This window comes from Mycobacterium sp. 852002-51961_SCH5331710, assembly GCF_001665535.1.
Taxonomy (GTDB): domain Bacteria; phylum Actinomycetota; class Actinomycetes; order Mycobacteriales; family Mycobacteriaceae; genus Mycobacterium.
Genome location: NZ_LZSQ01000115.1, coordinates 1 through 25,023 on the forward strand (window position 1 = coordinate 1; position 25,023 = coordinate 25,023).

Annotated in this window: 26 protein-coding genes; 18 read left to right on the forward strand and 8 right to left on the reverse strand. The window is 69.0% G+C overall.

All coding sequences use genetic code 11. The annotated features are described in order from the left end of the window. The coding region (locus tag A5752_RS20985) for an exonuclease domain-containing protein (protein WP_286159397.1) at window positions 1-854 on the reverse strand (854 nt) is incomplete at its 3' end. A 107-nt stretch (window positions 855-961) separates the two neighbouring features. On the opposite strand from A5752_RS20985, the gene A5752_RS20990 reads away from it, so the two are divergent. From A5752_RS20990 to A5752_RS21005, 4 genes are all read left to right on the forward strand, one after another. After that, entirely contained in the window at window positions 962-1,165 is a 204-nt protein-coding gene (locus tag A5752_RS20990) for a hypothetical protein (protein ID WP_067089664.1), read from the forward strand. Between the two features lie 153 nt (window positions 1,166-1,318). Next, window positions 1,319-2,440 (forward strand): peptidoglycan hydrolase RipC, encoded by a 1,122-nt coding sequence (gene ripC, locus A5752_RS20995; protein WP_067089667.1) that lies wholly within the window; start codon window positions 1,319-1,321, stop codon window positions 2,438-2,440. After that, complete coding sequence (locus A5752_RS21000; protein ID WP_067089670.1) at window positions 2,409-3,260, forward strand: basic secretory protein-like protein; 852 nt, start codon at window positions 2,409-2,411, stop codon at window positions 3,258-3,260. The genes ripC and A5752_RS21000 overlap by 32 nt, the downstream gene beginning before the upstream one ends. Window position 3,261: 1 nt before the next feature. Next, window positions 3,262-4,401, forward strand: coding sequence for a glycosyltransferase family 4 protein (locus A5752_RS21005; protein ID WP_067089673.1), 1,140 nt, complete (start codon window positions 3,262-3,264; stop codon window positions 4,399-4,401). Here the strand turns inward: A5752_RS21005 and A5752_RS21010 are convergent. Continuing rightward, complete coding sequence (locus A5752_RS21010) at window positions 4,389-6,188, reverse strand: AMP-dependent synthetase/ligase (protein ID WP_067089675.1); 1,800 nt, start codon at window positions 6,186-6,188, stop codon at window positions 4,389-4,391. The genes A5752_RS21005 and A5752_RS21010 overlap by 13 nt on opposite strands. An 89-nt stretch (window positions 6,189-6,277) precedes the next feature. Between A5752_RS21010 and A5752_RS21015 the strand changes: the two genes are divergently transcribed. The 5 genes from A5752_RS21015 to A5752_RS21035 all read left to right on the forward strand — a co-directional run bounded on the left by A5752_RS21015 (window position 6,278) and on the right by A5752_RS21035 (window position 9,596). Beyond that, window positions 6,278-6,679 (forward strand): SRPBCC family protein, encoded by a 402-nt coding sequence (locus tag A5752_RS21015; protein WP_067089677.1) that lies wholly within the window; start codon window positions 6,278-6,280, stop codon window positions 6,677-6,679. Between the two features lie 29 nt (window positions 6,680-6,708). Then, the gene (locus A5752_RS21020; RefSeq protein ID WP_067089679.1) at window positions 6,709-7,146 is read left to right on the forward strand and encodes an SRPBCC family protein; all 438 of its coding nucleotides are present in this window, start codon (window positions 6,709-6,711) and stop codon (window positions 7,144-7,146) included. A gap of 1 nt (window position 7,147) precedes the next feature. After that, window positions 7,148-8,407 carry an ArsA family ATPase gene (locus tag A5752_RS21025; RefSeq protein WP_067089681.1) on the forward strand — a complete coding sequence of 420 codons (1,260 nt, stop codon included), beginning with the start codon at window positions 7,148-7,150 and terminating at the stop codon, window positions 8,405-8,407. Next, window positions 8,404-8,787 (forward strand): hypothetical protein, encoded by a 384-nt coding sequence (locus tag A5752_RS21030; protein ID WP_067089769.1) that lies wholly within the window; start codon window positions 8,404-8,406, stop codon window positions 8,785-8,787. The genes A5752_RS21025 and A5752_RS21030 overlap by 4 nt, the downstream gene beginning before the upstream one ends. Window positions 8,788-8,870: 83 nt before the next feature. Beyond that, on the forward strand, window positions 8,871-9,596 hold the full coding sequence (locus A5752_RS21035; RefSeq protein ID WP_067089683.1) for a lysophospholipid acyltransferase family protein: 726 nt from the start codon (window positions 8,871-8,873) through the stop codon (window positions 9,594-9,596). A 10-nt stretch (window positions 9,597-9,606) separates the two neighbouring features. Here the strand turns inward: A5752_RS21035 and A5752_RS21040 are convergent, their stop codons facing one another. Continuing rightward, on the reverse strand, window positions 9,607-10,887 hold the full coding sequence (locus tag A5752_RS21040) for a glycosyltransferase 87 family protein (RefSeq protein WP_067089686.1): 1,281 nt from the start codon (window positions 10,885-10,887) through the stop codon (window positions 9,607-9,609). 129 nt (window positions 10,888-11,016) lie between these two features. On the opposite strand from A5752_RS21040, the gene A5752_RS21045 reads away from it, so the two are divergent. The 3 genes from A5752_RS21045 to A5752_RS21055 are packed head-to-tail and all read left to right on the forward strand — an operon-like array spanning window position 11,017 to window position 13,787. Continuing rightward, window positions 11,017-11,871: a hypothetical protein gene (locus tag A5752_RS21045; RefSeq protein ID WP_156614068.1), complete on the forward strand. Its 855-nt coding sequence runs from the start codon at window positions 11,017-11,019 to the stop codon at window positions 11,869-11,871. Next, window positions 11,871-12,368, forward strand: coding sequence for a polyadenylate-specific 3'-exoribonuclease AS (locus A5752_RS21050; RefSeq protein WP_067089691.1), 498 nt, complete (start codon window positions 11,871-11,873; stop codon window positions 12,366-12,368). The genes A5752_RS21045 and A5752_RS21050 overlap by 1 nt, the downstream gene beginning before the upstream one ends. 33 nt (window positions 12,369-12,401) lie before the next feature. Further along, window positions 12,402-13,787 carry a class II 3-deoxy-7-phosphoheptulonate synthase gene (locus tag A5752_RS21055; RefSeq protein WP_067089694.1) on the forward strand — a complete coding sequence of 462 codons (1,386 nt, stop codon included), beginning with the start codon at window positions 12,402-12,404 and terminating at the stop codon, window positions 13,785-13,787. A gap of 116 nt (window positions 13,788-13,903) precedes the next feature. On the opposite strand, the gene A5752_RS21060 is transcribed toward A5752_RS21055, so the two are convergent. Next, complete coding sequence (locus A5752_RS21060) at window positions 13,904-15,094, reverse strand: protein kinase domain-containing protein (RefSeq protein ID WP_067089697.1); 1,191 nt, start codon at window positions 15,092-15,094, stop codon at window positions 13,904-13,906. 32 nt (window positions 15,095-15,126) lie between these two features. Between A5752_RS21060 and A5752_RS21065 the strand changes: the two genes are divergently transcribed. After that, window positions 15,127-15,531 (forward strand): Rv2175c family DNA-binding protein, encoded by a 405-nt coding sequence (locus A5752_RS21065; protein WP_067089700.1) that lies wholly within the window; start codon window positions 15,127-15,129, stop codon window positions 15,529-15,531. On the opposite strand, the gene A5752_RS21070 is transcribed toward A5752_RS21065, so the two are convergent. The 4 genes from A5752_RS21070 to A5752_RS21085 all read right to left on the reverse strand — a co-directional run bounded on the left by A5752_RS21070 (window position 15,452) and on the right by A5752_RS21085 (window position 19,556). Beyond that, complete coding sequence (locus A5752_RS21070) at window positions 15,452-17,047, reverse strand: alpha-(1->6)-mannopyranosyltransferase A (protein ID WP_067089702.1); 1,596 nt, start codon at window positions 17,045-17,047, stop codon at window positions 15,452-15,454. The two genes, A5752_RS21065 and A5752_RS21070, sit on opposite strands and share 80 nt — an antisense overlap. A gap of 2 nt (window positions 17,048-17,049) precedes the next feature. Beyond that, complete coding sequence (gene idsA2, locus A5752_RS21075; RefSeq protein WP_067089705.1) at window positions 17,050-18,138, reverse strand: bifunctional (2E,6E)-farnesyl/geranyl diphosphate synthase; 1,089 nt, start codon at window positions 18,136-18,138, stop codon at window positions 17,050-17,052. A gap of 108 nt (window positions 18,139-18,246) precedes the next feature. Then, window positions 18,247-18,882 (reverse strand): LppM family (lipo)protein, encoded by a 636-nt coding sequence (locus tag A5752_RS21080; RefSeq protein WP_067089771.1) that lies wholly within the window; start codon window positions 18,880-18,882, stop codon window positions 18,247-18,249. Between the two features lie 74 nt (window positions 18,883-18,956). Then, window positions 18,957-19,556: a GNAT family N-acetyltransferase gene (locus A5752_RS21085; protein WP_067089775.1), complete on the reverse strand. Its 600-nt coding sequence runs from the start codon at window positions 19,554-19,556 to the stop codon at window positions 18,957-18,959. 230 nt (window positions 19,557-19,786) lie between these two features. On the opposite strand from A5752_RS21085, the gene A5752_RS21090 reads away from it, so the two are divergent. The 5 genes from A5752_RS21090 (at window position 19,787) to A5752_RS21110 (ending at window position 24,974) form a co-directional block, all read left to right on the forward strand. Next, complete coding sequence (locus A5752_RS21090) at window positions 19,787-20,191, forward strand: SCO2097 family morphological protein (RefSeq protein ID WP_067089778.1); 405 nt, start codon at window positions 19,787-19,789, stop codon at window positions 20,189-20,191. A 302-nt stretch (window positions 20,192-20,493) separates the two neighbouring features. After that, window positions 20,494-20,925 (forward strand): division/cell wall cluster transcriptional repressor MraZ, encoded by a 432-nt coding sequence (gene mraZ / locus A5752_RS21095; protein ID WP_059098924.1) that lies wholly within the window; start codon window positions 20,494-20,496, stop codon window positions 20,923-20,925. After that, window positions 20,900-22,045: a 16S rRNA (cytosine(1402)-N(4))-methyltransferase RsmH gene (gene rsmH, locus A5752_RS21100; protein WP_082964005.1), complete on the forward strand. Its 1,146-nt coding sequence runs from the start codon at window positions 20,900-20,902 to the stop codon at window positions 22,043-22,045. Before mraZ ends, rsmH begins: the two co-directional genes overlap by 26 nt. Next, on the forward strand, window positions 22,042-23,052 hold the full coding sequence (gene ftsL, locus A5752_RS21105) for a cell division protein FtsL (protein WP_067089710.1): 1,011 nt from the start codon (window positions 22,042-22,044) through the stop codon (window positions 23,050-23,052). The genes rsmH and ftsL overlap by 4 nt, the downstream gene beginning before the upstream one ends. Further along, window positions 23,049-24,974 carry a peptidoglycan D,D-transpeptidase FtsI family protein gene (locus A5752_RS21110; RefSeq protein ID WP_067089713.1) on the forward strand — a complete coding sequence of 642 codons (1,926 nt, stop codon included), beginning with the start codon at window positions 23,049-23,051 and terminating at the stop codon, window positions 24,972-24,974. The genes ftsL and A5752_RS21110 overlap by 4 nt, the downstream gene beginning before the upstream one ends. The last annotated feature ends 49 nt before the right edge of the window (window positions 24,975-25,023 follow it).

The window sequence follows — 25,023 nt, forward strand, 5'->3', positions numbered from 1 at the left end:
ATCAAGGAGATGGCCTCGCTCGCCACGGCGGTCGACCACGTCGAGTGCGCACACGACCTGGAGGCCGGGGTGCGCGAGTCCGAGCCGTTGAAGTACTGGCCGACGCGGCGCCGCAGGTTGACGGCGGTCCCGACGTAGAGCACCTCGGCGCCCGGCCCGCGGAACAGGTAGACGCCGGGCCGGTGGGGTAACGCCGCGGCCAGGTGGCGGTTGCGCCGTTGTGCCGGGGTGACGTCGGGCAGATACCCCCGCAGATCGGTGTAGGTGTGCACGCCCTGGTTGCCCACGCGCTCGATGAGCCCGTGCAGCACGTCGACGGTGGCGCGGGCGTCGTCGAGGGCGCGGTGCGTCGGCGTGGTGCTGGCGCCGAACAGCCGGGCCAGCGCGGAGAGCCGGACGCTCGGCGCCTCGTCGCGGGTGAGCACCCGCCGGGCCAGCTTGACCGTGCACAGCACCGGCGGTTTCGGCCAGGCGATCTGGGCGCGTTCGGCGGCGGCCCGCAGGAACCCGATGTCGAAGCCGGCGTTGTGCGCGACAAGCACGGCGCCGCGGGAGAATTCGAGGAACGCCGGCAGCACCGCCTCGATCTTGGGCGCGTTGCAGACCATCGCGGTGGTGATCCCGGTCAGCGCCACGATCTGGGGCGGGATGCTGCGGCCCGGGTCGACCAGCGTCGCGAGCTCGCCGAGCACGACACCGCCGCGCACCTTGACCGCACCGATCTCGGTGATCGAGTCGTGGTTGTCCCCGCTGGCGCGTCCCCCCGTGGTCTCCAGGTCGACGACGACGAACGTCGTGTCGCGCAACGAGACGTCAGCCTGCCGATCGACATCGGCGAAGCTGAGCTGGCTCACGGGTCGACGGTAGAAAACACCACCGACAGTCTCGGGTTGCCACGCGGCCTGGACTTGTCGGTGCCTGCCGATAGCGTGCGGACCGCACCGACCGAGAGGAGCCATTCGTGGGCACGGTGAAGATCGACTGCGACGACTGCGCGGTTCGCGGTCCTGGATGTCAGGACTGCGTCGTGAGCGTTCTGCTGGGCGTACCCGACACCTTGTTGGAGGACGAGCGCCGGGCGTTGGAGGTGCTCGCCGACGTCGGCCTGGCGCCGCGGCTCCGGCTGGTACCGGTCCGACGGGACGGGAGTTCGGGTGTCGCCTGACGACACGCGGCGTGGCGGGCGGCCGAACGAAATATGAGCTGCCTGTTAAATTTGCGTCTTCTGTTGGACAACCCCGATGCCGTTTCGTAACCTGTCTGAGACCTAAGGGCAGTTCGACACGGCTTCGTTCCGGATGTTGAAGGACGCAAAATCTTGAGGCTCGACCGCACGCGCGTAACCATTCGCGGGTTTCTCCACCCCTTGGTCAGCGCGATAGTCGGTATCACTTTCTTCGCAGGTCTCTTCGCGGTCAGTGTGCAGGCCGACCCGGCCGACGACGCGCTGGCGAAGCTCAACGAGCTGTCGCGACAGGCCGAGCAGACCACTGAGGCGATGCACTCGGCGCAGCTGGATCTCGACAACAAGCTGGCCATCCAGCGCGATGCCGAGGCCAAGCACGCCGCCGACCAGGCGGCCGCTCACAAGGCGCGACAGCAGCTGGCAAACTTCCAGGGTGCCGTCAACAAGGTTGCTGCGGCCCAATACATGGGCGGCAGGACCGATGGTCTGGACGCGATCCTGACCGCGAACTCACCGCAGGGCCTCATCGACCAGTTGTCCATCCAGCGCGTGATGGCCGCCGAGATGTCGGCGCAGATGAAGAGCTACCGCGAGATCGGGAAACAGGCGGCGCTGGCCGAGGAGGCCTCCGCGAAGTCGGCCGCCGAGGCCAAGACCGCCGCCGAACAGGCCGCGGCCGTGCGGGCCGACCTGCAGTCCAAGCAGAGCCGGCTGCAGGTGCAGATGGCGGTCGTGAAGTCGCAGTACGAGGCGTTGACGCCGCATCAGCGCGAGGCGCTGGCGGCCGTCCCGCCCGGACCTCCGGTGCCACCGCCCGCGCCGGTGCAGCCCGGCGGTGACCCCGCGGTGCTGGCCGCGCCACCCGCGCCGGGCGCCATCCCGCCGGGCGACATGGCACCGCCGGTGGGCGGCCATTCCGCGACCGTGATCCAGGCCGCGCTGAGCCGCATCGGCTCGCCGTACTCGTGGGGCGGGTCCGGCCCCAACGCCTTCGACTGCTCCGGACTGGTGATGTGGTCGTTCCAGCAGGCCGGCATCTCGCTGCCGCACTCCAGCCAGGCCCTGGCCAACGGCGGGCAGGCGGTGTCGCGGGACCAGATGCAGCCGGGCGACCTGGTGACGTACTACTCCGATGCGTCGCACGTCGGCATCTACATCGGTGACGGAATGATGGTGCACGCCTCGACCTACGGCACGCCGGTGCGAGTCGCTCCGGTGGACAATGCGCCGATCTACAACGTCCGCCGTTACTGACCGCCGCAGTGCCGCGCACGCGAGGAACAGGTCCAAACTCGCCGCGCTGTTGCTCGCCGAGTTGATCTGCGCACTGCTGCTCATCGGTCGCTTTCAGGTGCCGTCCGGCCCGATGGTGGCCACGCCTCCCACGCCCGCATCGCTGACGACGCCGACCGCGGCGTCGCGCACGCACACGCTCGGCGATGGCCGGGTGGTCCGGTTGATGAATCTGGGTGGGCCGCGGACCGAGGGGTTGGTGTCGCGGCTCGAGGGCGAGATGGAGGCTGCCTCGGAGGCGGTCACCGCGTTCTGGGGCCCCGACTGGCCGCGCGAGGTCGTGATCGCCGTCGCGGGCACCGACGCGCAGTTCGCGTCGCTCGGCGGCGGCGACGCCCACACCGCGGCGACCACAACCGCCGAGCGGATCACGTTCGCACCCGGTGCCGCGGATCTGGGCGATGCCGCACTGCGAATCGTGTTGCGCCACGAGCTTTTCCACTACGCGTCCCGCGGCGCGACCGCCCAGGACGCGCCCCGTTGGCTGACCGAGGGCGTGGCGGACTACGTCGCCCGGCCCGCGACGCCGAAGCCGGAGCCCTCGACCCTCACGCTGCCGACCGACGCCGAGCTGGGCGGGCCGGCGCGTTCGCAGGCCTACGACCGGGCCTGGTGGTTCAGCCGCTTCATCGCCGACCGATACGGCGCAGGCGTGCTGCTCGAGCTGTACCGGCGGGCGTGCGGAGTCGGCCATTCCGACGTCGCGACGGCGATGCGCGACGCCCTCGGGAAGGACCTCGACGCCGTGCTCGCCGAGTGGCGGCAGTGGGCGAGCCGATGACGTGAGCCGAGTTCTGTTGGTCACCAACGACTTTCCACCGCGCCGCGGTGGCATCCAGTCCTACCTGCAGGAGCTGGTCGACCACCTCGTCGTCGCCGACGGGCAGCACACGCTGACGGTGTACGCGCCGAAGTGGAAGGGGTCCGACGACTTCGACCGCGCCGCCCCGTACCGGGTCGTGCGGCATCCGACCACCCTCATGCTCCCCGAACCGACGGTGATCGGCCGGATGCGGCGCCTGGTCGAGGAGACCTCCGCGGAGACGGTCTGGTTCGGTGCCGCGGCGCCGCTGGCGCTGATGGCCCCGCTGGCCCGCGACGCGGGTGCCCGCCGGGTGATCGCCAGCACGCACGGACACGAAGTCGGCTGGTCGATGTTGCCGTTGGCCCGAAACGCGCTGCGGCGCATCGGATCCGGTACGGATGCGGTCACCTACATCAGCCAGTACACCCGGCGCCGGTTCGCGTCGGCGTTCGGGCCGCGCGCCGCGCTCGAACACCTGCCGCCGGGCGTCGACACCGAACGGTTCACCCCCGACGAGGTCGCCCGCGCCCAACTACGCGCGCGATACGGACTCGGCAACCGGCCCGTCGTCGTCTGTCTGTCGCGCCTCGTGCCACGCAAGGGGCAGGACATGCTGATCCGGGCGATGCCTGCGATCCGGCAACGCGTCCCCGACGCCGCGCTGGTGATCGTCGGCGGCGGACCCTATCGGTCCACCCTGCACAAGCTGGCGGACAGCTTTGGCGTGGCCGACCACGTCGTCTTCACCGACGCCGTTCCCGGCGACGAGCTGCCCGCCCATCACGCCATGGCCGACGTGTTCGCGATGCCGTGCCGGACGCGCGGCGCCGGACTGGACGTCGAGGGCCTGGGCATCGTCTACCTCGAGGCGTCGGCGACGGGTGTCCCGGTGGTGGCCGGACGCTCGGGAGGGGCGCCCGAAACCGTGCGCGACGGAGAGACCGGGGTGGTGGTCGACGGCTGGGACGTCGGCGCCATCGCGGCGGCCGTCGGCGACCTGCTGGCCGACCCCGACCGTGCGGTCCGGATGGGCGCGGCGGGCAGGCGCTGGGTGGTCGACAACTGGCAGTGGCACACGCAGGCCAAGCGGTTGTCGACCCTGCTCTATCCGGTGTAGATCGCCTCGATGTCGTCGGCGAACTTCTGCGCCACGACCTTTCGCTTGACCTTCAACGTCGGGGTCAGCTCGCCGGTGTCCTCGGTGAAGTCGACGGGCAGAATGCGGAACTTGCGGATCGCCTCGGCCTTCGACACCGCCTGGTTGGCCTCCTTGACCGCGAGATCGATCTCCGAGACCAGGTCGGGGTCGGTCGCCAGGTCACCGACCGACGCGCCGGCGCTCTTGCCGTTGCGTTCCTTCCACCCCTCGATCGCCTCGAGATCGATCGTGATCAGCGCGCCGATGAACGGTTTGGCGTCGCCCACCGCCATCGCCTGGCTGATCAGCGGGTGTGCGCGCAACCGGTCCTCGAGTATCGCCGGAGCGACGTTCTTGCCGCCCGCGGTGACGATGATCTCCTTCTTGCGGCCGATGATGGTCAGGAAGCCGTCCTCGTCGATCGCGCCGAGGTCGCCGGTGTGGAACCAGCCGTCGGAGAACACCGCGTTGGTCTCCGCGTCGTTGTTCCAGTACCCGGCGAACACGACGCCGCCCTTGACCAGCAGCTCGTCGTCGTCGTTGAGGCGCATGCTGTTGCCCGGCAACAGCTTTCCGACCGAACCGACCTTGGTGTCGTCGATCCGGTTGACCGTGATCGCGGCGCTGGTCTCGGTGAGGCCGTAGCCCTCGTAAATGGTCAGGCCGACGCCGCGGTAGAAGTGCCCGAGCCGCGCGCCCAGCGGGGCGCCGCCGGAGATCGCGCCGCGGCACTCACCGCCCAGCGCCGCCCGCAACTTGCCGTAGACGAGCCGGTCGAACACGGCGTGCTTGGCCCGCAGCAGCAGGCCTGGGCCGCCGCTGTCCTGAGCCTTGCTCCACTCGATCGCGGTCTCGGCCGCGATGTCGAAGATGCGGCCCTTACCGTCGTTGCGGGCGTTCTGCTCGGCAGTGTTGTAGACCTTCTCGAACACACGCGGGACCGACACCACGAGCGTCGGCTTGAACACGCCGAACGTCGGCACCAGGTTCTTGATGTCGCTGGTGAAGCCGAGGGTGACCTTAAAGGTGAACGCCGCGAGCGTGATCGCACGCGCGAGCACGTGTGCCAGCGGCAGGAACACCAGCATGCGCTCGCCCTTGTCGAGCAGCGTCGGGAAACACTCCTTCGCGCCGCGGATCTCGTACACCAGGTTCGAATGGGTGAGCTGGCATCCCTTCGGCTGACCGGTGGTGCCGGACGTGTAGACGAACGTCGCGGGATCGCTGGCCCTGATGGCGGCCAACCGCTCGTCGAGCTGCTTGGGGTCGACCGACTTACCCGCCTCGGCGAGTTCGTCGAGCGCGGGCGTGCCCGAGCCCTCGATCCGCAGCACCTCCCGCAGCGCGGGGAGCTCGTCCGTGAGGTGCTCGATCTTGCCCGCATGCGCGTCGGTCTCCGCGATCACCAGAACCGAACCGGAGTCCCCGAGCACGAACTTCACCTGCTCGGCCGAGTTGGTCTCGTAGATCGGCACGGTGCGCGCACCGGCGGCCAGGATCGCCAGGTCGAGGATGGGCCACTCATAACGGGTCGCGGACAGCAGCGCGACCCGGTCGCCCGGGGCCACCCCCTTGGCGATCAGGCCGAGAGCGGTGGCGCGGATCTGTTCGGCCGCCTGCTTACACGTCACGTCGGTCCAGGAACCGTCGACGAGGCGACGGAAGATCACGTGGTCGGGATCGTCGCGCTCATGGTCGAACACGGCGCTGACGACATTGTCGTGCTCGCCCACCGTGAAGGACGCGGGAACACTGAACTCACGCACGATCCTGGCCTCTCGATCCGGCTGCTCTTGCCGTATACACCCTAGTCGGCCGGGATCAGGGCCAGGTTCGTATGTGAAGCTGGTATGCCATGAACAGCATTCAGATCGCGGACGACACGTTCGTCGCGGCTGACCCCGCCGAGGTCGGCCGCTACATCGCCGATCCCGCGAGCTGGCGCCGGTGGTGGCCCGACCTGCGGTTGACGGTCGTGGAGGACCGGGGCGACAAAGGCCACCGATGGACGGTCACCGGGGCGCTCGTCGGGACGATGGAGGTGTGGCTGGAGCCGGTGCTCGACGGCGTCGTCCTGCACTACTTCCTGCACGCCGAGCCCGCGGGGGCGGCGGCCTGGCAGCTGGCCAAGATGAATCTGGCGAAGATGAACCACCGGCGACGGGTCGCGGGTAAGAACATGGCATTCGAGGTGAAGCAGCGGCTGGAGGCCACGCGTCCGGTGGGTGTGTCGCCGTTGGCCTCGGACGCGCCGTGAGTTCCAACAGGGGAGGGTAGATTTTCAACGTGGCGGACAAAACGGCGCAGACCATCTACATCGATGCCGATCCCTCGACGGTCATGGACGTCATCGCGGACATCGGTTCCTACCCGGACTGGGTGGCCGAGTATAAGGAGACCGAGGTGCTCGAGGCCGACGCCGAGGGCTATCCGAAGACCGCCCGGCTGGTACTGGATGCCGCCGTGCTCAAGGACACCATGGTGTTGTCCTACGTCTGGCCGTCCGACCGCAAGTCGGTGACGTGGTCGCTGGTGTCGAGCTCGCTGCTGAGGTCGTTGGAAGGCGCATATCGCCTGTCGCCCAAGGGATCAGGAACTGACGTCACCTATGAGCTGTCGGTCGATCTGATCATCCCGATGATCGGGCTGCTGAAGCGGAAGGCCGAACGTCGCCTCACCGACACCGCGTTGAAGGATCTCAAGAAACGAGTCGAGGCTGAGTGAGCTGAACGCCACCGACCCGCCCGTCGCCAAGATCGGCCTGTTCGTCGGTAAAGGCGGAGTCGGCAAGTCGACGTTAGCGACGGCGACCGCCGTGCGGGATGCACGCGCGGGGCTGCGCGTATTGATCGTCTCGACCGATCAGGCGCACTCCATCGGGGACGTGCTCGGCACCACCGTGACGCCGACCGGTTCACGGGAAACCACCCGGGTGTTCACCGACGATGCCGACGCCGGCGGCGGCTCGCTGGACGCGCTCGCGCTGGACACGCTGGCCCTGCTCGAGGCGCGCTGGCGCGAGATCGCCGGGCTGCTGTCGGACCGGTTCCCCGAGTCCGAATTGGGAAACGTTGCGCCCGAGGAACTCTCGGCGCTGCCGGGCGTCCAGGAGGTGCTGGGTCTGCACGAGGTCGGCGAATTGGCGGCCTCGGGGCGGTGGGACCGCATCGTGGTGGACTGCGCGTCGACCGCCGACGCGCTGCGCATGCTCACCCTGCCCGCGACGTTCGGTCTGTACCTGGAACGGGCGTGGCCGCGGCATCGGCGGCTGTCCACCGGCGCCGACGACCCGCACACCGCGGCCGTCGTCGCGCTGTTCGAACGCATCAGCACGGGCACCGAAGTGCTCTCCGCGATGCTGACCGACGGTTCGAAGGTCAGCGCCCACCTGGTGATGACGGCCGAGCGCGTCGTCGCCGCCGAGGCGGCCCGCACGCTGGGTTCGCTGGCGCTGATGGGCGTTCAGGTCGCCGAACTGATCGTGAACCAGTTACTCGTACAAGATGATTCGTACGAATACCGCAACCTGCCCGAGCATCCCGCGTTCGACTGGTACACCGAGCGGATCTCCGAACAGCGCGCCGTCCTCGACCAGCTCGACGCGACCATCGGCGACGTCCAACTCGTGCTGGTCCCGCACCTGGCCGGCGAACCGATCGGCGCCAAGGCGCTCGGTGAGCTGCTCGACTGTGCGCGCCGACGCGACGGGTCGCCCCCGCCGGGACCGCTGCGCCCGATCGTCGACCGCGAGTCGGGCTCCGGCCTCGAATCGGTGTACCGGTTGCGGCTAGAGTTGCCGCAGGTCGATTCCTCGGCGTTGACGCTGGGCCGGGTCGACGACGACTTGATCATCGGCGCTGGCGGATTGCGGCGCCGTGTCCGATTGGCGTCCGTATTGCGAAGATGCGTCGTACTGGACGCGCAGCTGCGAGGGTGTGAGTTGACCGTGCGGTTCCGACCGAATCCGGAGGTGTGGCCGAAGTGACGACGCCGCACGCCGACCTCGGCCCGGAGTTGCGGGCGCTCGCGCAGGCCATCCTCGACAAGCTCGACCCCGCCGTGCGTTTGGCCGCCGCGCGCGCGACGACCGGCACCGCCGGCAAGTGCCAGCAGGTGTGGTGCCCGGTGTGTGCGCTCGCCGCGCTTGCCGCCGGCGAAGCGCACCCGCTGTTGACCGTCATCGCCGAGCACAGCGTCGCGCTGCTCGCGGTGGTCCGCGCGATTCTCGAACAGGCGGACGCCGGGGCGGGGCCGCAAGGTCCGCCGGACGGTCCGCCGGCACCGCCGAGCGATCCGGGCCAGAACGGCTCCGAGCCGTCGGGGAGCGGGCGTTACCAGCACATCCCGGTCACCGTCGAGGAGTAGTCTTGCGCGCTGTGGTCGCATCCACAGTGCGTGGGTAAAGTTGTCGCAGAACACCGGCCGGTGTTCGATCACCGGGAGGGCCCATGTGGTATTGGCTGTTCAAGTACATCTTCATGGGACCCCTGCTGTCGTTGCTGGGACGGCCGAAAGTCGAAGGGCTGGAACATGTTCCGGCGTCCGGCGCGGCGATTTTGGCAAGTAACCACCTCGCGGTCGCGGACAGCTTTTATTTGCCTTTGGTGGTCAGCCGCAGGATCACGTTCCTGGCCAAGGCCGAGTACTTCACCGGCACCGGCCTGAAGGGCTGGTTCACCCGCTGGTTCTACACCGTCGCCGGTCAGGTGCCGATCGACCGCACCGACGCCGACAGCGCGCAAAGCGCGCTGACCACCGCGGCCCGCATCCTCGGCGAGGGCAAGCTGCTGGGCATGTACCCCGAGGGCACCCGCTCGCCGGACGGCCGGCTTTACAAGGGCAAGACGGGCCTCGCCCGGCTGGCGCTGGAGACCGGTATGCCCGTCATTCCGGTCGCGATGATCGGAACCGACGTCGTCAACCCGCCGGGTAGCAAGATGTGGCGTTTCGGCCGGGTTCAGGTGAAGTTCGGTACCCCGATGGACTTCAGCCGGTTCGAGGGCCTGGCGGGTAACCGCTTCATCGAGCGCGCGGTCATCGACGAGGTGATGTACGAGCTGATGCGGCTGTCCGGTCAGGAGTACGTCGACCTCTACGCCGCCGACATCAAGGAGGGTAAAGCCGACGACACGACAAAGCCGTCGGCCCGAATGCCCGAGGTAGCCGCCGGCTGAGCCCGGCCGCCTAGTTCACCGCGGGCACCGGCGCGGCGCCGACGACCGGCCTGCTGTGCACCGCGGGGATCGTGCCCGCCACGGTGCCGGAGACCACGATCACCGCGATCGCCCACCACACGTAGGAACCCCCGGCCAGCTGTCGCCACAGCGACGCGGCCGTCTCCTGATGCTCGGGCATCAGCGTGATCGGCGTCCACACCATCAAGGCGAAGCCCGCGGCCGTCACCACGGCCAGCGCCACGTGCCGCTTCCGATAGGCCACCAGACCCGTGACAAGAAGCGTCGGCAGCGCCCACACCCAGTGGTGCGACCACGACACCGGCGAGACCACCAATCCGAACATCGCCACGCAGATCAGCGCGAGCACCGGCTGATCGGCCTTCAGCACCCGCCGCACCGCCCAGACGGTGACGGCCAGCACGGCGAAGCACGCCACCACCCACAACACGAACCGGGGGCCCTCGCCGAGCCCCAGGCGGGCCAGCGCCCCGGCGATGTTCTGGTTGGTGTTCAACGTCGCCGTGCCGATGCGGTCGGTGTTGCGTACCGTCTCGGTCCAGTACTCGAGGGAGTCGCGCCAGGCGAACGCGACCCCGATCAGCGTGGCGACGACCGCCGACACGACCGTGACCACCACCGCGCGCACGTCGCGGCGCAGCACGAAGTACAGCAGGAACACCGCGGGGGTGAGCTTGAGCGCGATCGCCAGGCCGAGCAGCATGCCCCGCGGCCATGGCGTCCGACGCGGCACGCAATCGGCGATCACCAGCGTCATCAGCACGACGTTGATCTGCCCGAAGTCGAAATTGGACCGGATCGGTTCCAGATAGACGACCGCCGGGGCGACCAGGACCGCGGCCAGCCACGCCTGCCGCACCCACGCCGGTTCGGTGGTCACCGTGGTCTGGGGCCAGACGTCGCACCGGTGCAGCACGATTGTCACGGCGACGACGAGCAGCACCAGGGTGGTCACCGTGATCGCGACGCTTGCCGCTTCCAGCGACAGCAGCGCGAACGGCGCGAACGCCACGGCGGCCAGCGGCGGGTAGGTGAACGGAAGGTCGAGGCCGCCCCTGGTGTGGAACATTGCGCCGTCGGCGTAGAGCGGCCTGCCGTCCAGCCAGGCCTGGCCACCCATCCGGTAGACGTCGACGTCGATGCGGTAGGGCATCCGGCCGAGCAAACGCCAGCCCGCCCAGACCAACGCGGCCAAGGTCAGCAGTTGAAACAGCCGCCAGGCGAGCGTTGGCCCCCAACCAGCCCCGCCGGGCGACCGCCACGTACTCATGTCACCGACCAGACTATCCGGGCACCGCGGCGCGTCGGCCGGTATCCCGGGCGCGACACGCGCAGGTCGGCGTAAGTTTTCTGCGTGCTCGCGGACTTACACCTCGTGTTCGGCGTCCCGCACGCGCGGATGCCGCTCGTGTTCTGCCTGATCGCGTTCATCCTGACGTTCTTCGTGACCCGCACGATCGTGCGGTACATCCGCAGCCACGCCAACAGCGACGCACCCCGCAAGTGGTGGCAGCCGCGCAACATCTCTGTTTCGAAGGCACCGGGCGCTGGACTCCACATCCACCACGTGGTGATCGGCGTTGTCCTGGTCATGATCTCCGGTGTGACGATGGTGACGTTGGGCGTTGACGGGGGAGTACCCGAATTCACGGTGGCGGCAATCTTTTTCGGAGTCGGCGCGGCCCTGGTGCTCGACGAGTTCGCGCTGATCCTGCATCTCCAGGACGTCTACTGGGCCGAGGACGGCAGGACCTCGGTCGATGCGGTCTTCGCGGCGGTCGCGGTCGCAGGCCTGCTGATCCTGGGTTTCAACCCGCTGTCGTTCTTCGACATCGACATCTGGCGCAACGACCACTCGCTGCTCGCACGGGCGGGGGTGATCGTGGCTGCTGTGCTGACCCTGATGCTGGCCGTGATCGTGCTGCTCAAGGGCAAGGTGTGGACCGGCCTGGTTGGGATGTTCGTGACGCCGCTGCTCTTCGTCGGCGCGATCCGGTTGTCGCGGCCGCATGCGCCGTGGGCACGCTGGCGCTACACCAACCGCCCCCGCAAGATGCATCGGGCGCTGGAGCGCGAGCGCTGGCTGCGCAGGCCGGTGGTGCAGGCCAAGCTCTGGCTGCAGGACGCCATCGCGGGGATGCCGAAGTTTCCCGACGATGCCAAGGTGGACGAACAACTCGACCGCGAGATCCACGCCGCACCCGCTCCGAAGGACCGGGCGGCCGCGGTGGAACCCGAAAAGGAACCCGCGTAGTGCGCTACTTCTACGACACCGAATTCATCGACAACGGGCGCACCATCGAGCTGATATCAATCGGCGTCGCCGCCGAGGACGGTCGCGAATATTACGCGGTGTCAACCGAATTCAATCCCGAGCGGGCCGGCAGCTGGGTGCGCAAGCATGTGCTGCCGAAGCTTCCGCCGCCGGCGTCCCAGCTGTGGCGCTCGCGCCGCCAGATCCGCTCGGAGCTGGAGGACTTCTTCGGCATCGACGGCGATGAGCCGATCGAGCTGTGGGCCTGGGTGGGCGCCTACGACCACGTCGTGCTGTGTCAGCTGTGGGGTCCGATGACCGATCTGCCGCCGGCGATCCCGCGCTTCACCCGCGAGTTGCGCCAGTTCTGGGAGGAGCGCGGTTCGCCGCGGATGCCGCCGCGTCCCCGCGACGCCCACGACGCGCTGGTGGACGCTCGCCACAATTTGCGGCGGTTCCTGCTGATGACCACGGGGGAAGCGCCGGGCCAGCGGTGAAATGCACATGTCGCGGGCCGTTACCATGAACGGGTGAACTGGACCGTCGACGTACCCATCGAACAGCTGCCCTTGTTGCCGCCGCTGCCCGATGAGCTGCGGCAACGGCTCGACGCGGCACTGGCCAAGCCCGCGGTGCAGCAGCCGACCTGGGACGTCGAGGCGGCGAAGAACATGCGCACCGTGCTGGAGAGCGTTCCGCCGGTGACCGTGCCCGCCGAGGTCGAGCGGCTCAAGGGCCTGCTGGCCGACGTGGCCTGCGGCAAGGCGTTCCTGCTGCAGGGCGGCGACTGCGCCGAGACCTTCGTCAACAACACCGAACCGCACATCCGGGCCAACCTGCGCGCGCTGCTGCAGATGGCCGTGGTGCTGACCTACGGCGCGAGCGTGCCGGTGGTCAAGGTGGCCCGCATCGCGGGGCAGTACGCCAAGCCGCGCTCGGCCGACATCGACGCGCTGGGGCTGCGGTCCTACCGCGGCGACATGATCAACGGCTTCGCGCCCGACGCCGCGGTCCGTGAGCACGACCCGTCGCGGCTGGTGCGCGCGTACGCCAACGCGAGCGCCGCGATGAACCTGGTGCGCGCGCTGACCGGCTCGGGGCTGGCGTCGCTGCACTTGGTCCACGACTGGAACCGCGAGTTCGTCCGCACCTCGCCGGCCGGGGCGCGCTACGAGGCGCTCGCCGGTGAGATCGACCGCGCGCTGACGTTCATGAGCGCCTGCGGCGTCGACAACCGCAACCTGGAGACGGCCGAGATCTACGCCAGCCACGAGGCGCTGGTGCTCGACTACGAGCGGGCGATGCTGCGGCTCTCCGAAACGGAGCAGGGCTCCAAGCTCTACGACCTGTCCGCGCACTACGTGTGGATCGGTGAGCGCACCCGTCAGCTCGACGGCGCGCACATCGCGTTCGCGGAGGTCATCGCGAACCCGATCGGCGTCAAGCTCGGCCCGACCATGACACCGGAGCTGGCCGTCGAGTACGTCGAACGCCTCGACCCGAACAACGAGCCCGGACGGCTGACGCTCGTCACCCGCATGGGCAACAACAAGGTGCGCGATCTGCTGCCGCCGATCATCGAGAAGGTTCAGGCCACCGGGCATCAGGTGGTCTGGCAGTGCGACCCGATGCACGGCAACACCCACGAATCGTCGACCGGGTACAAGACCCGCCACTTCGACCGGATCGTCGACGAGGTGCAGGGTTACTTCGAGGTGCACCGGGCGCTGGGCACCCATCCCGGCGGCATCCACGTCGAGATCACCGGCGAGAACGTCACCGAGTGTCTCGGTGGGGCACAGGACATTTCGGATGCCGATCTGGCCGGGCGCTACGAGACGGCCTGCGACCCGCGGCTGAACACGCAGCAGAGCCTCGAGCTTGCGTTCCTCGTCGCCGAGATGCTGCGCGACTAGTCGGACGACGATCAAGCGGCGAGGGACGAGCCGCGTTGAGGAGTCCGACAGTACAACTAGTCGGACGACGATCAAGCGGCGAGGGACGAGCCGCGTTGAGAAGTCCGACAGTACAACTAGATCAGGTTCATCAGGTTGCTGCCGGCCGTCCATGCGCCGGCCGCGATCAGCGCGGTGAGCGTGATGACGGCGACGACCCAGAACAACAGGGCGCGCCGGGCACGCTGCCTGACCCAGTAGAACTCCTCGATGTCGATTCCAGCGAACCGTCCCGAGACAGGCTCGTATTCGAGCTCGGGCTCCGGGCGGTCGTCGCGCGGCAGCGTGCGGGTCGCCTGCCGTGGCGCGGGCGGAGCCGTCGCCGGCGCCGGTGCGGGACGCATGGTGGCCGCGGTGTGCTGCGCGGAGTTGCGCGGGGCGGGCACCCGGAACGGCGGCAACCCGAGTTCGTCAACGATCGCGTCCAGGTCGTCTCGCATCTCACGGGCGTCGGCGTACCTCCGGGCCGGATCGCGGGCGGTCGCGCGCAGCACCAGATCGTCGAATTGCGCTGGGACACCGGAGATCACCGAACTCGGCGCCGGTACGTCGTTGTCCATCCGCTGATAGGCCACCGCGAGGGCCGAGTCACCGGCGAACGGGGTGCGGCCGGTGAGCAGTTCGAAGGTCAGGATGCCCGCCGAGTAGACGTCGCTGCGGGGATCCGCGTCGCCGGTGCTGACCTGTTCGGGTGAGAGGTACGCCGCGGTGCCCAGGATGACGCTGGTCGAGGTGATCTTCGCTTCGGCGACGGCACGCACCAGCCCGAAGTCGGCGATCTTGACGTCGCCGTCGTCGGAGATCAGCACGTTCTCGGGTTTGACGTCGCGGTGCACCAGGCCGGCGCGGTGCGCAGCGGCCAGCCCGCCGAGGACCGGGCCGAGCACCGCCGCGGCGGCGTGCGGTGGCATCGGCCCACGCTCGCGCAGCAGCTCGCGCAGGGTTCCGCCCTCCACGAGTTCCATCACCAGGAACGGGGGCGGGCCGCCCACCCGGCCACCGCCCTGGTCGTACACGGCGACGAGGCCGGGATCGGCCAACCGCGCCACGGCACGGGCCTCGCGCTGGAAGCGGGTGAGAAACTGTGCGTCGCCCGCGTACCGGGTGTCCATCACCTTCAGCGCGACCGGCCGATCCAGACGCAGATCCAATCCGCGATACACCGCCGACATGCCGCCGGTCGCGATCATGACGTCGACGCGGTATCGGCCGTCGAGCACGGTTCCCAGCAGCGGGTCCGTGCGCGGATAGGCCTCCATCGGAGACATGTTACGGAGCCATCGGATTTAGACTCGGTGCGGTGAGCAGCATTCCGGCCGCCGACGACGTCCTCGATCCCGCCGAAGACGTCTACGACCTACCCACTGTCGCCGAGATGCTCGGCATCGCGGTGACCAACGTGCACCAACAGCTGCGGGACGGCCACCTGATCGGCGTGCGCCGTAACGGCGTGGTGGTGATCCCGAAGGTCTTCTTCGACGACACCGGCCACGTCGTCAAGAGCCTGCCCGGGCTGCTCGTCGTCTTGCGCGACGGGGGCTACCACGACACCGAGATCGTGCGCTGGCTCTTCACGCCCGACGAGTCGTTGTCGATCCGGCGCGACGGCACGACCGAGGCGCTGCCTAATGCCCGGCCGGTTGATGCTCTTCACTCGCATCAGGCCCGTGAGGTGGTGCGCCGGGCCCAGGCTTTGGCTTATTGACCACCGGCTCATTGACCTCCGGGCTCTCCGGCGCGTTCCTCAGCGAGTACCACGCCACCACGGCGCACGCGATGGACAACAGCACGTGCGGCCACGAGTACATCCCGTGTGCGCCATCGGGTTTCCAGATCACGGTGATCCACGTCGACAGGCCCGCGATCACCGCGATCGAGCGTCGGCTCTGCGCCAGTGCGGCCACCACCGCCAGCGGCCAGGTGTAGTACCAGGGCAGGGCGGCCGGCACCAACAACACCACGATGACCATGACCACCGCGATACCGGTCAGGGCCTCGCGGTCGGTGTGCCGGAACCGCCACCACACGAACGGAAGCGACAGCGCGATCAGCGCGATGCCGATGATCCGGGCCACGTCGAGCACCGCGTAGAAGTTCACCGGCAGGAACATGCCGCCGACGACATTGATCAGGTTCGCCGCCGCGGTGGGCAGCGTCAGCCAGTTGATGATCTTCACCGAACCGGCCAACGCCGTGAGCCAGCCCAGCCCCACGCCGGCCGCGAGCGACAGCACCGCGAAGACCACGCTGAAGATCAGAGCCGAGCCCACCGTCGCGATCGCGAACGCCTTGGCCGGTGAGAAACTTCGCCTGCTACGCAGGTCTCGCGCCCACACCCAGACCATGAACGGAAGTGCCAGTCCCGCCGTCGCTTTCACCGCCACGGCGGCGGCGATCAAGCTCACACCCCAGACGTGGCGGCCGGTGAACGTCAACGCGATGCCCGCCATCATCAGGCCGACCATCAACATCTCGTTGTGCACGCCGCCCATGAGATGGATGATCACCAGCGGGTTGAGCACGCAGATCCACAGCGCGGTCGCACCGTCGGCGCCGATGTGGCGGGCGATGCGCGGCGCGGCCCAGATCAGCAGCGCCAGACCTGGAAGCATGCACAGCCGCAACAACATCGTCCCCGCGACGACGTCGTTGCCGACCAGCAGCGTGACGAACTTCGCGATCAGGATGAAGGCGGGACCGTACGGGGCGGTGGTGGTGGTCCAGATCGGACTCACGTCGTCCAGCAACGAGTTCGGATTGTCGACGGGGCCGACGGCGTACGGGTCGAGGCCGTCGCGTAGCAGGGCCCCCTGCGCCAGGTAGGAGTAGGTATCGCGGCTGAACAGCGGAACGCTGAGAAGTAAAGGCGCCAACCAGAATCCGGTCGTGGCCACCATGGTGTACTCGGTCGCGGTGCGGTTGACCACCTGGCGGCCCAGCCACAGCCACGCCGCCAGCATCAGCGCGACGCCGCCCCACAGCAGGATCGACGACACCACCAGCCCGTGGCCGAACCGCAGCCACGACAGGTGCAGCGATTCGAGCAGCGGGTCATGCAGCCGGGTGCTGCCCGCTCCCAATCCACCGACGGTGATCAGGAGGGCGCCGACGAACCCCAGCCGCGCGGGCTGGGCCTGTGGTGAGGTGGCGAACGAAGCCAACCGCGAAACATGCTGGGCGAAACCGCCTTTCGACGGCCGCGTCGACGGTGAGGTGGTCATCGCTATGCGGTTCGATTCGCGGCCAATCGGGTGAGCTCCGACAGCCCCGCCTTGGCCTGGTCGTCGATGGCGGCGGCGTCGAGGGTGGCCAGCGCACGCCGGGTGAGCTCGGCGATACGGTCCTCCACCGCGGCCAGCGCGCCGACGGACTCGATGACCTGGCACAGCTCCCTGACCTGGGCGTCGGTCAGCGTCGAGCCGATCGAGGTGCGCAGCAGCTTGGCCGCCACCGGGTCGGCCTTCTCCGCCAGCTCGACCGCCTCGGCCAACAGCACGGTGCGCTTGCCGGCCCGCAGGTCGTCGCCGGACGGCTTGCCGGTGACCGCGGGGTCGCCGAAGACGCCGAGCACATCGTCGCGCAGCTGGAACGCCACGCCGAGGTCGGTGCCGAACTCGTGGAAGGCCGCCTGCACGTCCGGCCGATCGGCGGCCGCCGCGGCGCCCATCTGCAACGGGCGGGTGATCGTGTACGAGGCGGTCTTGTAGATGTTGACGGTCAGCGCGGACGCCACCGAGTCGGCCCCGCTGGCCTCGGCGAAGATGTCGAGGTATTGCCCGCCCAGCACCTCGGTGCGGATCGCGCTCCACACCCGACGGACCCGCGCGGCGGCGTCGGGGGACAGGTCGGCCGTGGCAACGACGTCGTCGGCCCACACCAGCGCCAGGTCACCCAGCAGGATCGCCGACGAGATGCCGAACTGTTCGGCCGAGCCGTGCCAGCCGTTCGAGCGGTGCCGCTCGGTGAACAATCGGTGCACGGTCGGCAGCCCGCGCCGCGTCGCCGAGGCGTCGATGACGTCGTCGTGGACTAGCGCACACGCATGCAGCAGTTCGAGCGCCGAACACAACCGCAGCACATCCGGGTCCAGTGGGTTCTCGGGTCGCTCGGCGACCGACCGCCAGCCCCAGTACGCGAACGCGGGCCGCAGCCGCTTGCCGCCGCGCAGCACGAATTCCTCGAGCGCGGCGGTCATTTCGGCGTAGTCGTCGCCCATGTAGGCGCATTCGCTGCGGCGCTCCTGCAGATAGCTACGCAGCTGATCGGTGACGGCGCCCGCCAGCTCGACGGCTGACGGTGCCGTGGCATGCACGCTCAGCGGGCGCCCCTTTCTCTGTGCGACCACCCTGCCCCGAACCGTGTTCAGAGTAGAGCCTGCGTGTGCGGTCCGAGCAAGTCAGGACGGCCGGCGCCCCGACCGTCAATCCCGGGCTTCGCCCACCTTCGGCGACTGGTCGCGGCTCATATAGGCCAGCGTGCCGATGACGGCGGCCACGACGAAGGAGCCGAGGCCCAGCCAGATCGCGGCGCCGGTGAACGATCGCGCGCTCGGGTCGGTGTAGCGGGCCTGGGCGTTCATGGTGCTGACCACGCCGGGCCGCAGCTTCCATTCGACGATCTCCTCGGACACCTGATCGCCGTTTGTCGAGGTGACCTCGCCGGGGAACGAGACCGTCACCGAGACGTCGGCCTCCGAATCGCTGAGCGAGGTGAGGTCCGCGCGACCCTCGAGGATCACCAGGTCGCCGGCGCGCCGCAGCGAGAGGTCGACGCCTGCGGCGTCGCGGTTCATGTTCGCGAGCTGGGGCAGTTCGGCGAAGGTGAGGTCGGAGAACACCGCCTGGGATCCGACGTAGTCGTCGCGGCTGTACTCCGAGACCGCCACCTTGTTGGCGAACGGCAGGTTGTTCAGCAGCTGCGGGCCCTTGTCGTCGGCGTTGCGCGGTTTTGCCGCGGCCACGATCTGACCGGACACCCGGTCGTCGGGGGAGACGGTGATCGAGGCCCGCACCCGGACACAACCGACGGCGGTCGGAAGCACGACGAGCATCAGCATCACGAGTGCGAGCAGGCGGGTTCTGCTGCTGCGGTGGCGGGCCGGCACGTGGTCATCGTGCCAGACCGCGCCGTTCACAGCGGCAACGACCGGCCCAGGATCGCGAAAGCGCGGGGATCGCCTGCGAAGTGGTAGCCGCGGATGACGTCGGTGAACCCCAGCCTGCGGTACAGCCGCCACGCCCGGTTGGCCTCACCGTTGATCTCCGGCGTCGACAACAGCACGTGGGACTCCTCGCGGCCGGCCAGCAGCCGTCGGGCCAGCGCCTCGCCGAGACCGCGGCCCTGGGCGCGGGGGTGGATGTGCAGTTCGGTGAGCTCGAAGTAGCTCGTCATCAGCGTCGCGATGTGGGTGCGGTCCGCGCCCACCCGCTGCAGCCCGGCCACCACCTGCTGCTGCCACCACTGGTCGGGGGCGCCGCAGTAGCCGTAGGCGATGCCGACCATCGGGGCGGTGGCCAACGCCCTGTCGTCGACATGCGGATCGTCGCCGTCGCCGGCGCTCACCGCCGCGACGGCCTTCCATCCCGGTCTGCGGGTGTGTTCGAGCCACATCGACGCCCGCTGGGCCTCGGTGCCGCGCGGATAGCGCATCGCGTCGACGTAGACCGCAAGCGCGTCACCGAGCCGGCGTTGCATATCGCTCGGCGACAGATCGATCAGAAATGTCGCCAACTGTGTCTGCCTCTCCGGGTGTCGGGCGGTGTCGTTGCAACCATTATCGAGTGGACGCGCCTGCGCCTCCCAGGCGGCGGCGCACGTCATACAATCGTGCGTCGAACTAGGTGGTACGGCTCAGATCGACCTCGTATCATGACTGTTAGACGCCCGTGAACGCGGGCACACACGAGTTTGAACAGATGAGTAAGGCCGCGGGCGGCCCCTGGGTTCCGAGGGAGGGACGAATGCCACTCTCCGATCATGAGCAGCGCATGCTCGATCAGATCGAGAGCGCGCTCTATGCCGAGGACCCGAAGTTCGCTTCGAGTGTCCGCGGCGGGACCTTGCGCGCGCCCTCGACCCGGCGCCGCCTTCAGGGCGCGGCGCTTTTCGTACTCGGCCTGGCGATGCTGGTTTCGGGCGTCGCGTTCCCCGCCACCCAGATCAGTGGTTTCCCGGCGCTGTCGGTCCTCGGCTTCATCGTGATGTTCGGCGGTGTGGTGTTCGCAATCACCGGCCCGCGGATCCCGGGTGGTCGCGACCATTCGGTCGCCGAACCGGGTGGGCCCCGCCAGAAGCGTGCCAAGGGCTCGGGTGGTTCCTTTGCCAGCCGCATGGAGGATCGTTTCCGTCGTCGTTTCGACGAATAGGCCGTAACCCGACACAGGGGTAGCCCGCCGCCGCGGGCTGCCCCTTTTTCGTGTCTCGGGTCGCCTGCCGCCCCACTCATCCCCACCACCTCCCCGTAGGCCGCTGACCAGCGGTTTGGTCGTGCGCCGCCGCCCGCACGCCCGCGCTCGTCGTCCCAAGAGGCCCGCTGAGGGGGGTGACGTGGGGACGCACCGGAAGTTTTGGCGCTCAAATGGTGGATGGTGGGGGATTGTGGGGTAAAGTGGCGGACAACGGAGCGACCGGGGCTCTGTTGACCGGTAGGGCAGTTGGAGGTGACGAGATGTTTCTCGGCACCTACACGCCGAAGCTCGACGACAAGGGGCGGCTCACGCTGCCCGCCAAGTTCCGCGACGCGCTGGCAGGAGGGTTGATGGTCACCAAGAGCCAAGATCACAGCCTTGCCGTCTATCCGCGCGCCGAATTCGAGAAGCTGGCGCGACGGGCTTCGCAGGCATCGCGTAGCAATCCGGAAGCGCGCGCATTCCTGCGGAACCTGGCCGCCGCCACCGACGAACAGCATCCCGACGCACAAGGCCGAATCACGTTGTCGGCCGATCACCGTCGCTACGCGAACCTGTCCAAGGACTGCGTGGTCATCGGATCGGTCGACTACCTGGAAATCTGGGACTCCACGGCATGGCAGGAGTACCAGCAGACCCACGAAGAGAACTTCTCCGCGGCCACCGATGAAGCTCTGCACGACATCATCTGATTCGGCGGTCAACCGGCACCCGGCCCGTGCATCGCGGCCTCTGCCCGAACCGGCCCTGGCGTACTTCCCCGACGCCAGGTCCGCGCTCTCGGACAGGGACCTCGGTGCAGGGGCGTTGGACGGAGGCAACGCGATGGAACGGCGCAGCGGCGACCACGGACACATCCCCGTCCTGTTGGACCGCTGCGTCGAGTTGCTCACACCCGCACTGACCCGGCGCAGCCCCGACGGTGAGGGTGCGGTGCTCGTCGACGCGACGCTCGGAGCGGGCGGGCACGCCGAACGCTTCCTGACCGAACTGCCCGGCCTGCGGCTGATCGGCCTCGACCGCGACCCCGACGCACTGTGGATCGCCGGAGAGCGCCTGTCGCGGTTCGGCGATCGCGTGATGCTCGTGCGCACCCGCTACGACGGCATCGGCGGCGTACTCGGCGACGACGGCTACTGGGCGAGCCAGGTGGACGGCATCCTGTTCGACCTGGGCGTCTCCTCGATGCAGTTGGACCGCACCGACCGCGGGTTCTCCTACGCCGCCGACGCGCCGCTGGACATGCGTATGGACCCCGACGCGGAGCTGACCGCAGCCGATGTCATCAACACCTACGACCAGAAGTCGCTGACCCGGGTGCTGCGCGAGTTCGGCGAGGAGCGGTTCGCCAGCCGGATCGCTGCCCAGCTCGTTCGGAGGCGCGCCCGCCAGCCGTTCCGCACCACGGGTGAGCTCGTCGAGCTGCTGTATCAAGCCATTCCCGCGCCGGCGCGCCGCACCGGCGGGCATCCGGCGAAGCGCACGTTCCAGGCGCTGCGGATCGCCGTCAACGGCGAGCTGGACTCGCTGCGCGACGCGCTGCCCGCGGCTCTCGAGGCGCTCGCTCCCGGCGGCCGCATCGTCGTGATGGCCTACCAGTCGCTGGAGGATCGCATCGTCAAGGCGGCCTTTGTCTCGGCGACGGCGTCTCGGACGCCACCCGGCCTGCCGGTGGAACTGCCCGGCCACGAGCCGGAGTTCGTCGCACTGACCCGCGGTGCCGAGCGGGCAGCTCCCGAGGAGATCGAACGGAACCCGCGTAGCGCGCCGGTGCGGCTACGAGCGTTGGAGAAGGTGGGGGGAGCCCGATGAACGCCAAGCAGGCCAAGCAGGTCAAGCAGGCCAAGCGCGGAAAGGCGGTGCGCGGCAACGACGAGCGCAGGCGCACCGCCCGCGGTGCCGCGCGTCGTTCGGCCGACCCCCAGACGCGGCGCAAACCGACGCGCGAGCAGCGGCCGCTGCGGTCGGCGCCCCAGACCAACCCCATCCCGCGGCCGACCGGCGCGCCGGGCCGCCCCAAGACCGCGAGCCAGGCCAAGGCGCGCGCGAAGGCGCGAAAGGCCAAGGCGCCGAAGGTTGTCCGTCCGCCATTGCGCGAACGCATCATCGTCAAGCTCTCCTCGGTGGAGCTCAACCCGCGCACGCTGGTGGCCAGGGTCCCGTTCGTGGTGCTGGTCATCGGGTCGCTGGGGGTCGGCCTGGGCACGACGCTGTGGCTGTCCACCGACGCGGCCGAGCGCTCCTACCAGCTGGGCAGCGCCCGCGAGACGAATCAGGCTCTGCTGCAACAGAAAGAAGCGCTCGAGCGCGACGTGCTGGAGGCGCAGGCCGCCCCCGCCTTGGCCGAAGCCGCGCGCGATCTCGGCATGATCCCCTCGCGCGACACCGCACACCTGGTGCAGGACCCGGCGGGCAACTGGGTCGTCGTCGGCACCCCCAAACCGGCCGAGGGCGTACCGCCGCCTCCGCTGAACACGCCGCTGCCCGATGCGACCCCACCGCCTCCCCCCCCGCCCGCGCGGCCGGCGCCACGGGTCGTCGACCCCCGTGAGGTCACCGTGCGGATGCCGACGCGGACGATGCCGACGCCGGGTGTGCCCACACCGGGTGCGCCGCAAGCGGTTCCGGGACAGGTGCCGGTGCCCGGAGCGCTGCCCGCGCCGATGGTGCCGGGTGCCGCCGCCCCCGCGCCGATGGCACAGCCCCAGGTTCCTGTCGGCGCACCGCACATCCCGACCCCGCAGGCGCTGCCGGGTCCGGTGCCGAACGTCGAACAGTTCAGTCCCGCGGTCGTGCCTCCGGCGGGTCCGGCCGCATGAGCCGCGGCGAGCGTCGGCCCCGCAAGACCGCGGACACCCGCATGAAGCCGACGCCGGGTTCACAGGAGCGGTCGGCGAAGGCGCGGCGCACCCGCGCGCCGATCACCGAAACCGGCCTGCGCAGCGCGTCATTCGTGTTCCGGCATCGCGTCGGGAACGCGGCGATCTTCCTCGTGCTGATCGTCGCGGCCGGTCAGCTGTTCAATCTGCAGGTGCCCCGTGCCGAGGGACTGAGGGCCGAGGCGGCGAGCCAGCTCAAGGTCACCGATGTCGACAAGGCCGTGCGCGGCTCGATCGTCGACCGCAACAGCGACAAGCTCGCCTTCACCATCGAGGCGCGGGCGCTGACCTTCCAGCCGGTCAAGGTCCGCAAGCAACTCGAAGAGGCCAGGGCCAAGAGCACCGAGGCGCCCGAACCCGACCGTAGGCTGCGCGACATCGCCGCCGAGGTGGCGTCGCGGCTGAACAACAAGCCGGACTCGGCGACGGTGCTCAAGAAGCTCAAGAGCAACGAGACCTTCGTCTACCTCGCACGCGCCGTCGATCCCGCGATCGCCGAGACGATCACCAAGAAGTTCCCCGAGGTCGGTTCGGAGCGACAGGATCTGCGTCAGTATCCGGGCGGCTCGCTGGCCGCCAACGTCGTCGGCGGCATCGACTGGGACGGCCACGGCCTTCTGGGCCTCGAGGATTCGATGGACGCCGTGCTGGCGGGCACGGACGGCTCGATCACCTACGACCGTGGCTCCGACGGCGTGGTCATTCCCGGCAGCTACCGCAACCGCCACGATGCTGTCGACGGTTCCACGGTCATGCTGACCATCGACGACGACATTCAGTTCTACGTCCAGCAGCAGGTGCAGCAGGCCAAGAACCTGTCCGGCGCCAAGAACGTCTCCGCGGTGGTCCTCGACGCGAAAACCGCTGAGGTGCTGGCGATGGCGAACGACAACACGTTCGACCCGAGCCAGGACATCGGCCGCCAGGAGGACCGCCAACTGGGCAACCCGGCGGTGTCGTCGCCGTACGAACCGGGTTCGGTGAACAAGGTCATCACGGCCGCGTCGGTCATCGAGTACGGGCTGTCCAATCCCGACGAGGTGCTGCAGGTGCCGGGTTCGATCCACATGGGCGGCGTCACCGTCGGCGACGCGTGGGAGCACGGCACGATGCCGTACACCACCACCGGAATCTTCGGTAAGTCCTCCAACGTGGGCACGCTGATGCTCGCGCAGCGGCTCGGCCCGGAACGCTTCTTCGACATGGTGCGCAAGTTCGGTCTCGGGCAGCGCACCGGCGTCGGATTGCCCGGTGAGAGCGCGGGTCTGGTCCCGCCGATCGACCAGTGGTCCGGCAGCACCTTCTCCAACCTGCCCATCGGGCAGGGTCTTTCGATGACCCTGCTGCAGATGGCGGGCATGTACCAGACCATCGCCAACGACGGCGTGCGCATCCCGCCGCGCATCGTCAAGAGCACCATCGCCCCCGACGGCACCCGCACCGACGAGCCCCGCCCCGAGGGCATTCGGGTGGTGAAGCCGGAGACCGCACGGACCGTGCGGCACATGCTGCGCGCCACCGTGCAACGTGACCCCACCGGCGTCCAGCAGGGCACCGGGTCGCAGGCCGCCGTCGAGGGTTACCAGATCTCCGGAAAGACCGGCACCGCACAGCAGATCAACCCGGCGTGCGGGTGCTACTACGACGACGTCTACTGGATCACCTTCGCGGGCATCGCCACCACCGACGACCCGCGCTACGTCGTCGGCATCATGATGGACCACCCGCAGCGCACCGCGGACGGACAGCCGGGCACCACGTCGGCGCCCCTGTTCCACAACATCGCGTCCTGGTTGCTGCAGCGCGAGAACGTGCCGCTGTCGCCGGACGCCGACTCGCGGTTGACGCTGGTAGCCGACTAAGGCGGCCGCAACCGCCCCCGATGTGCGACGGAGGCCAGGAGGGCGACTC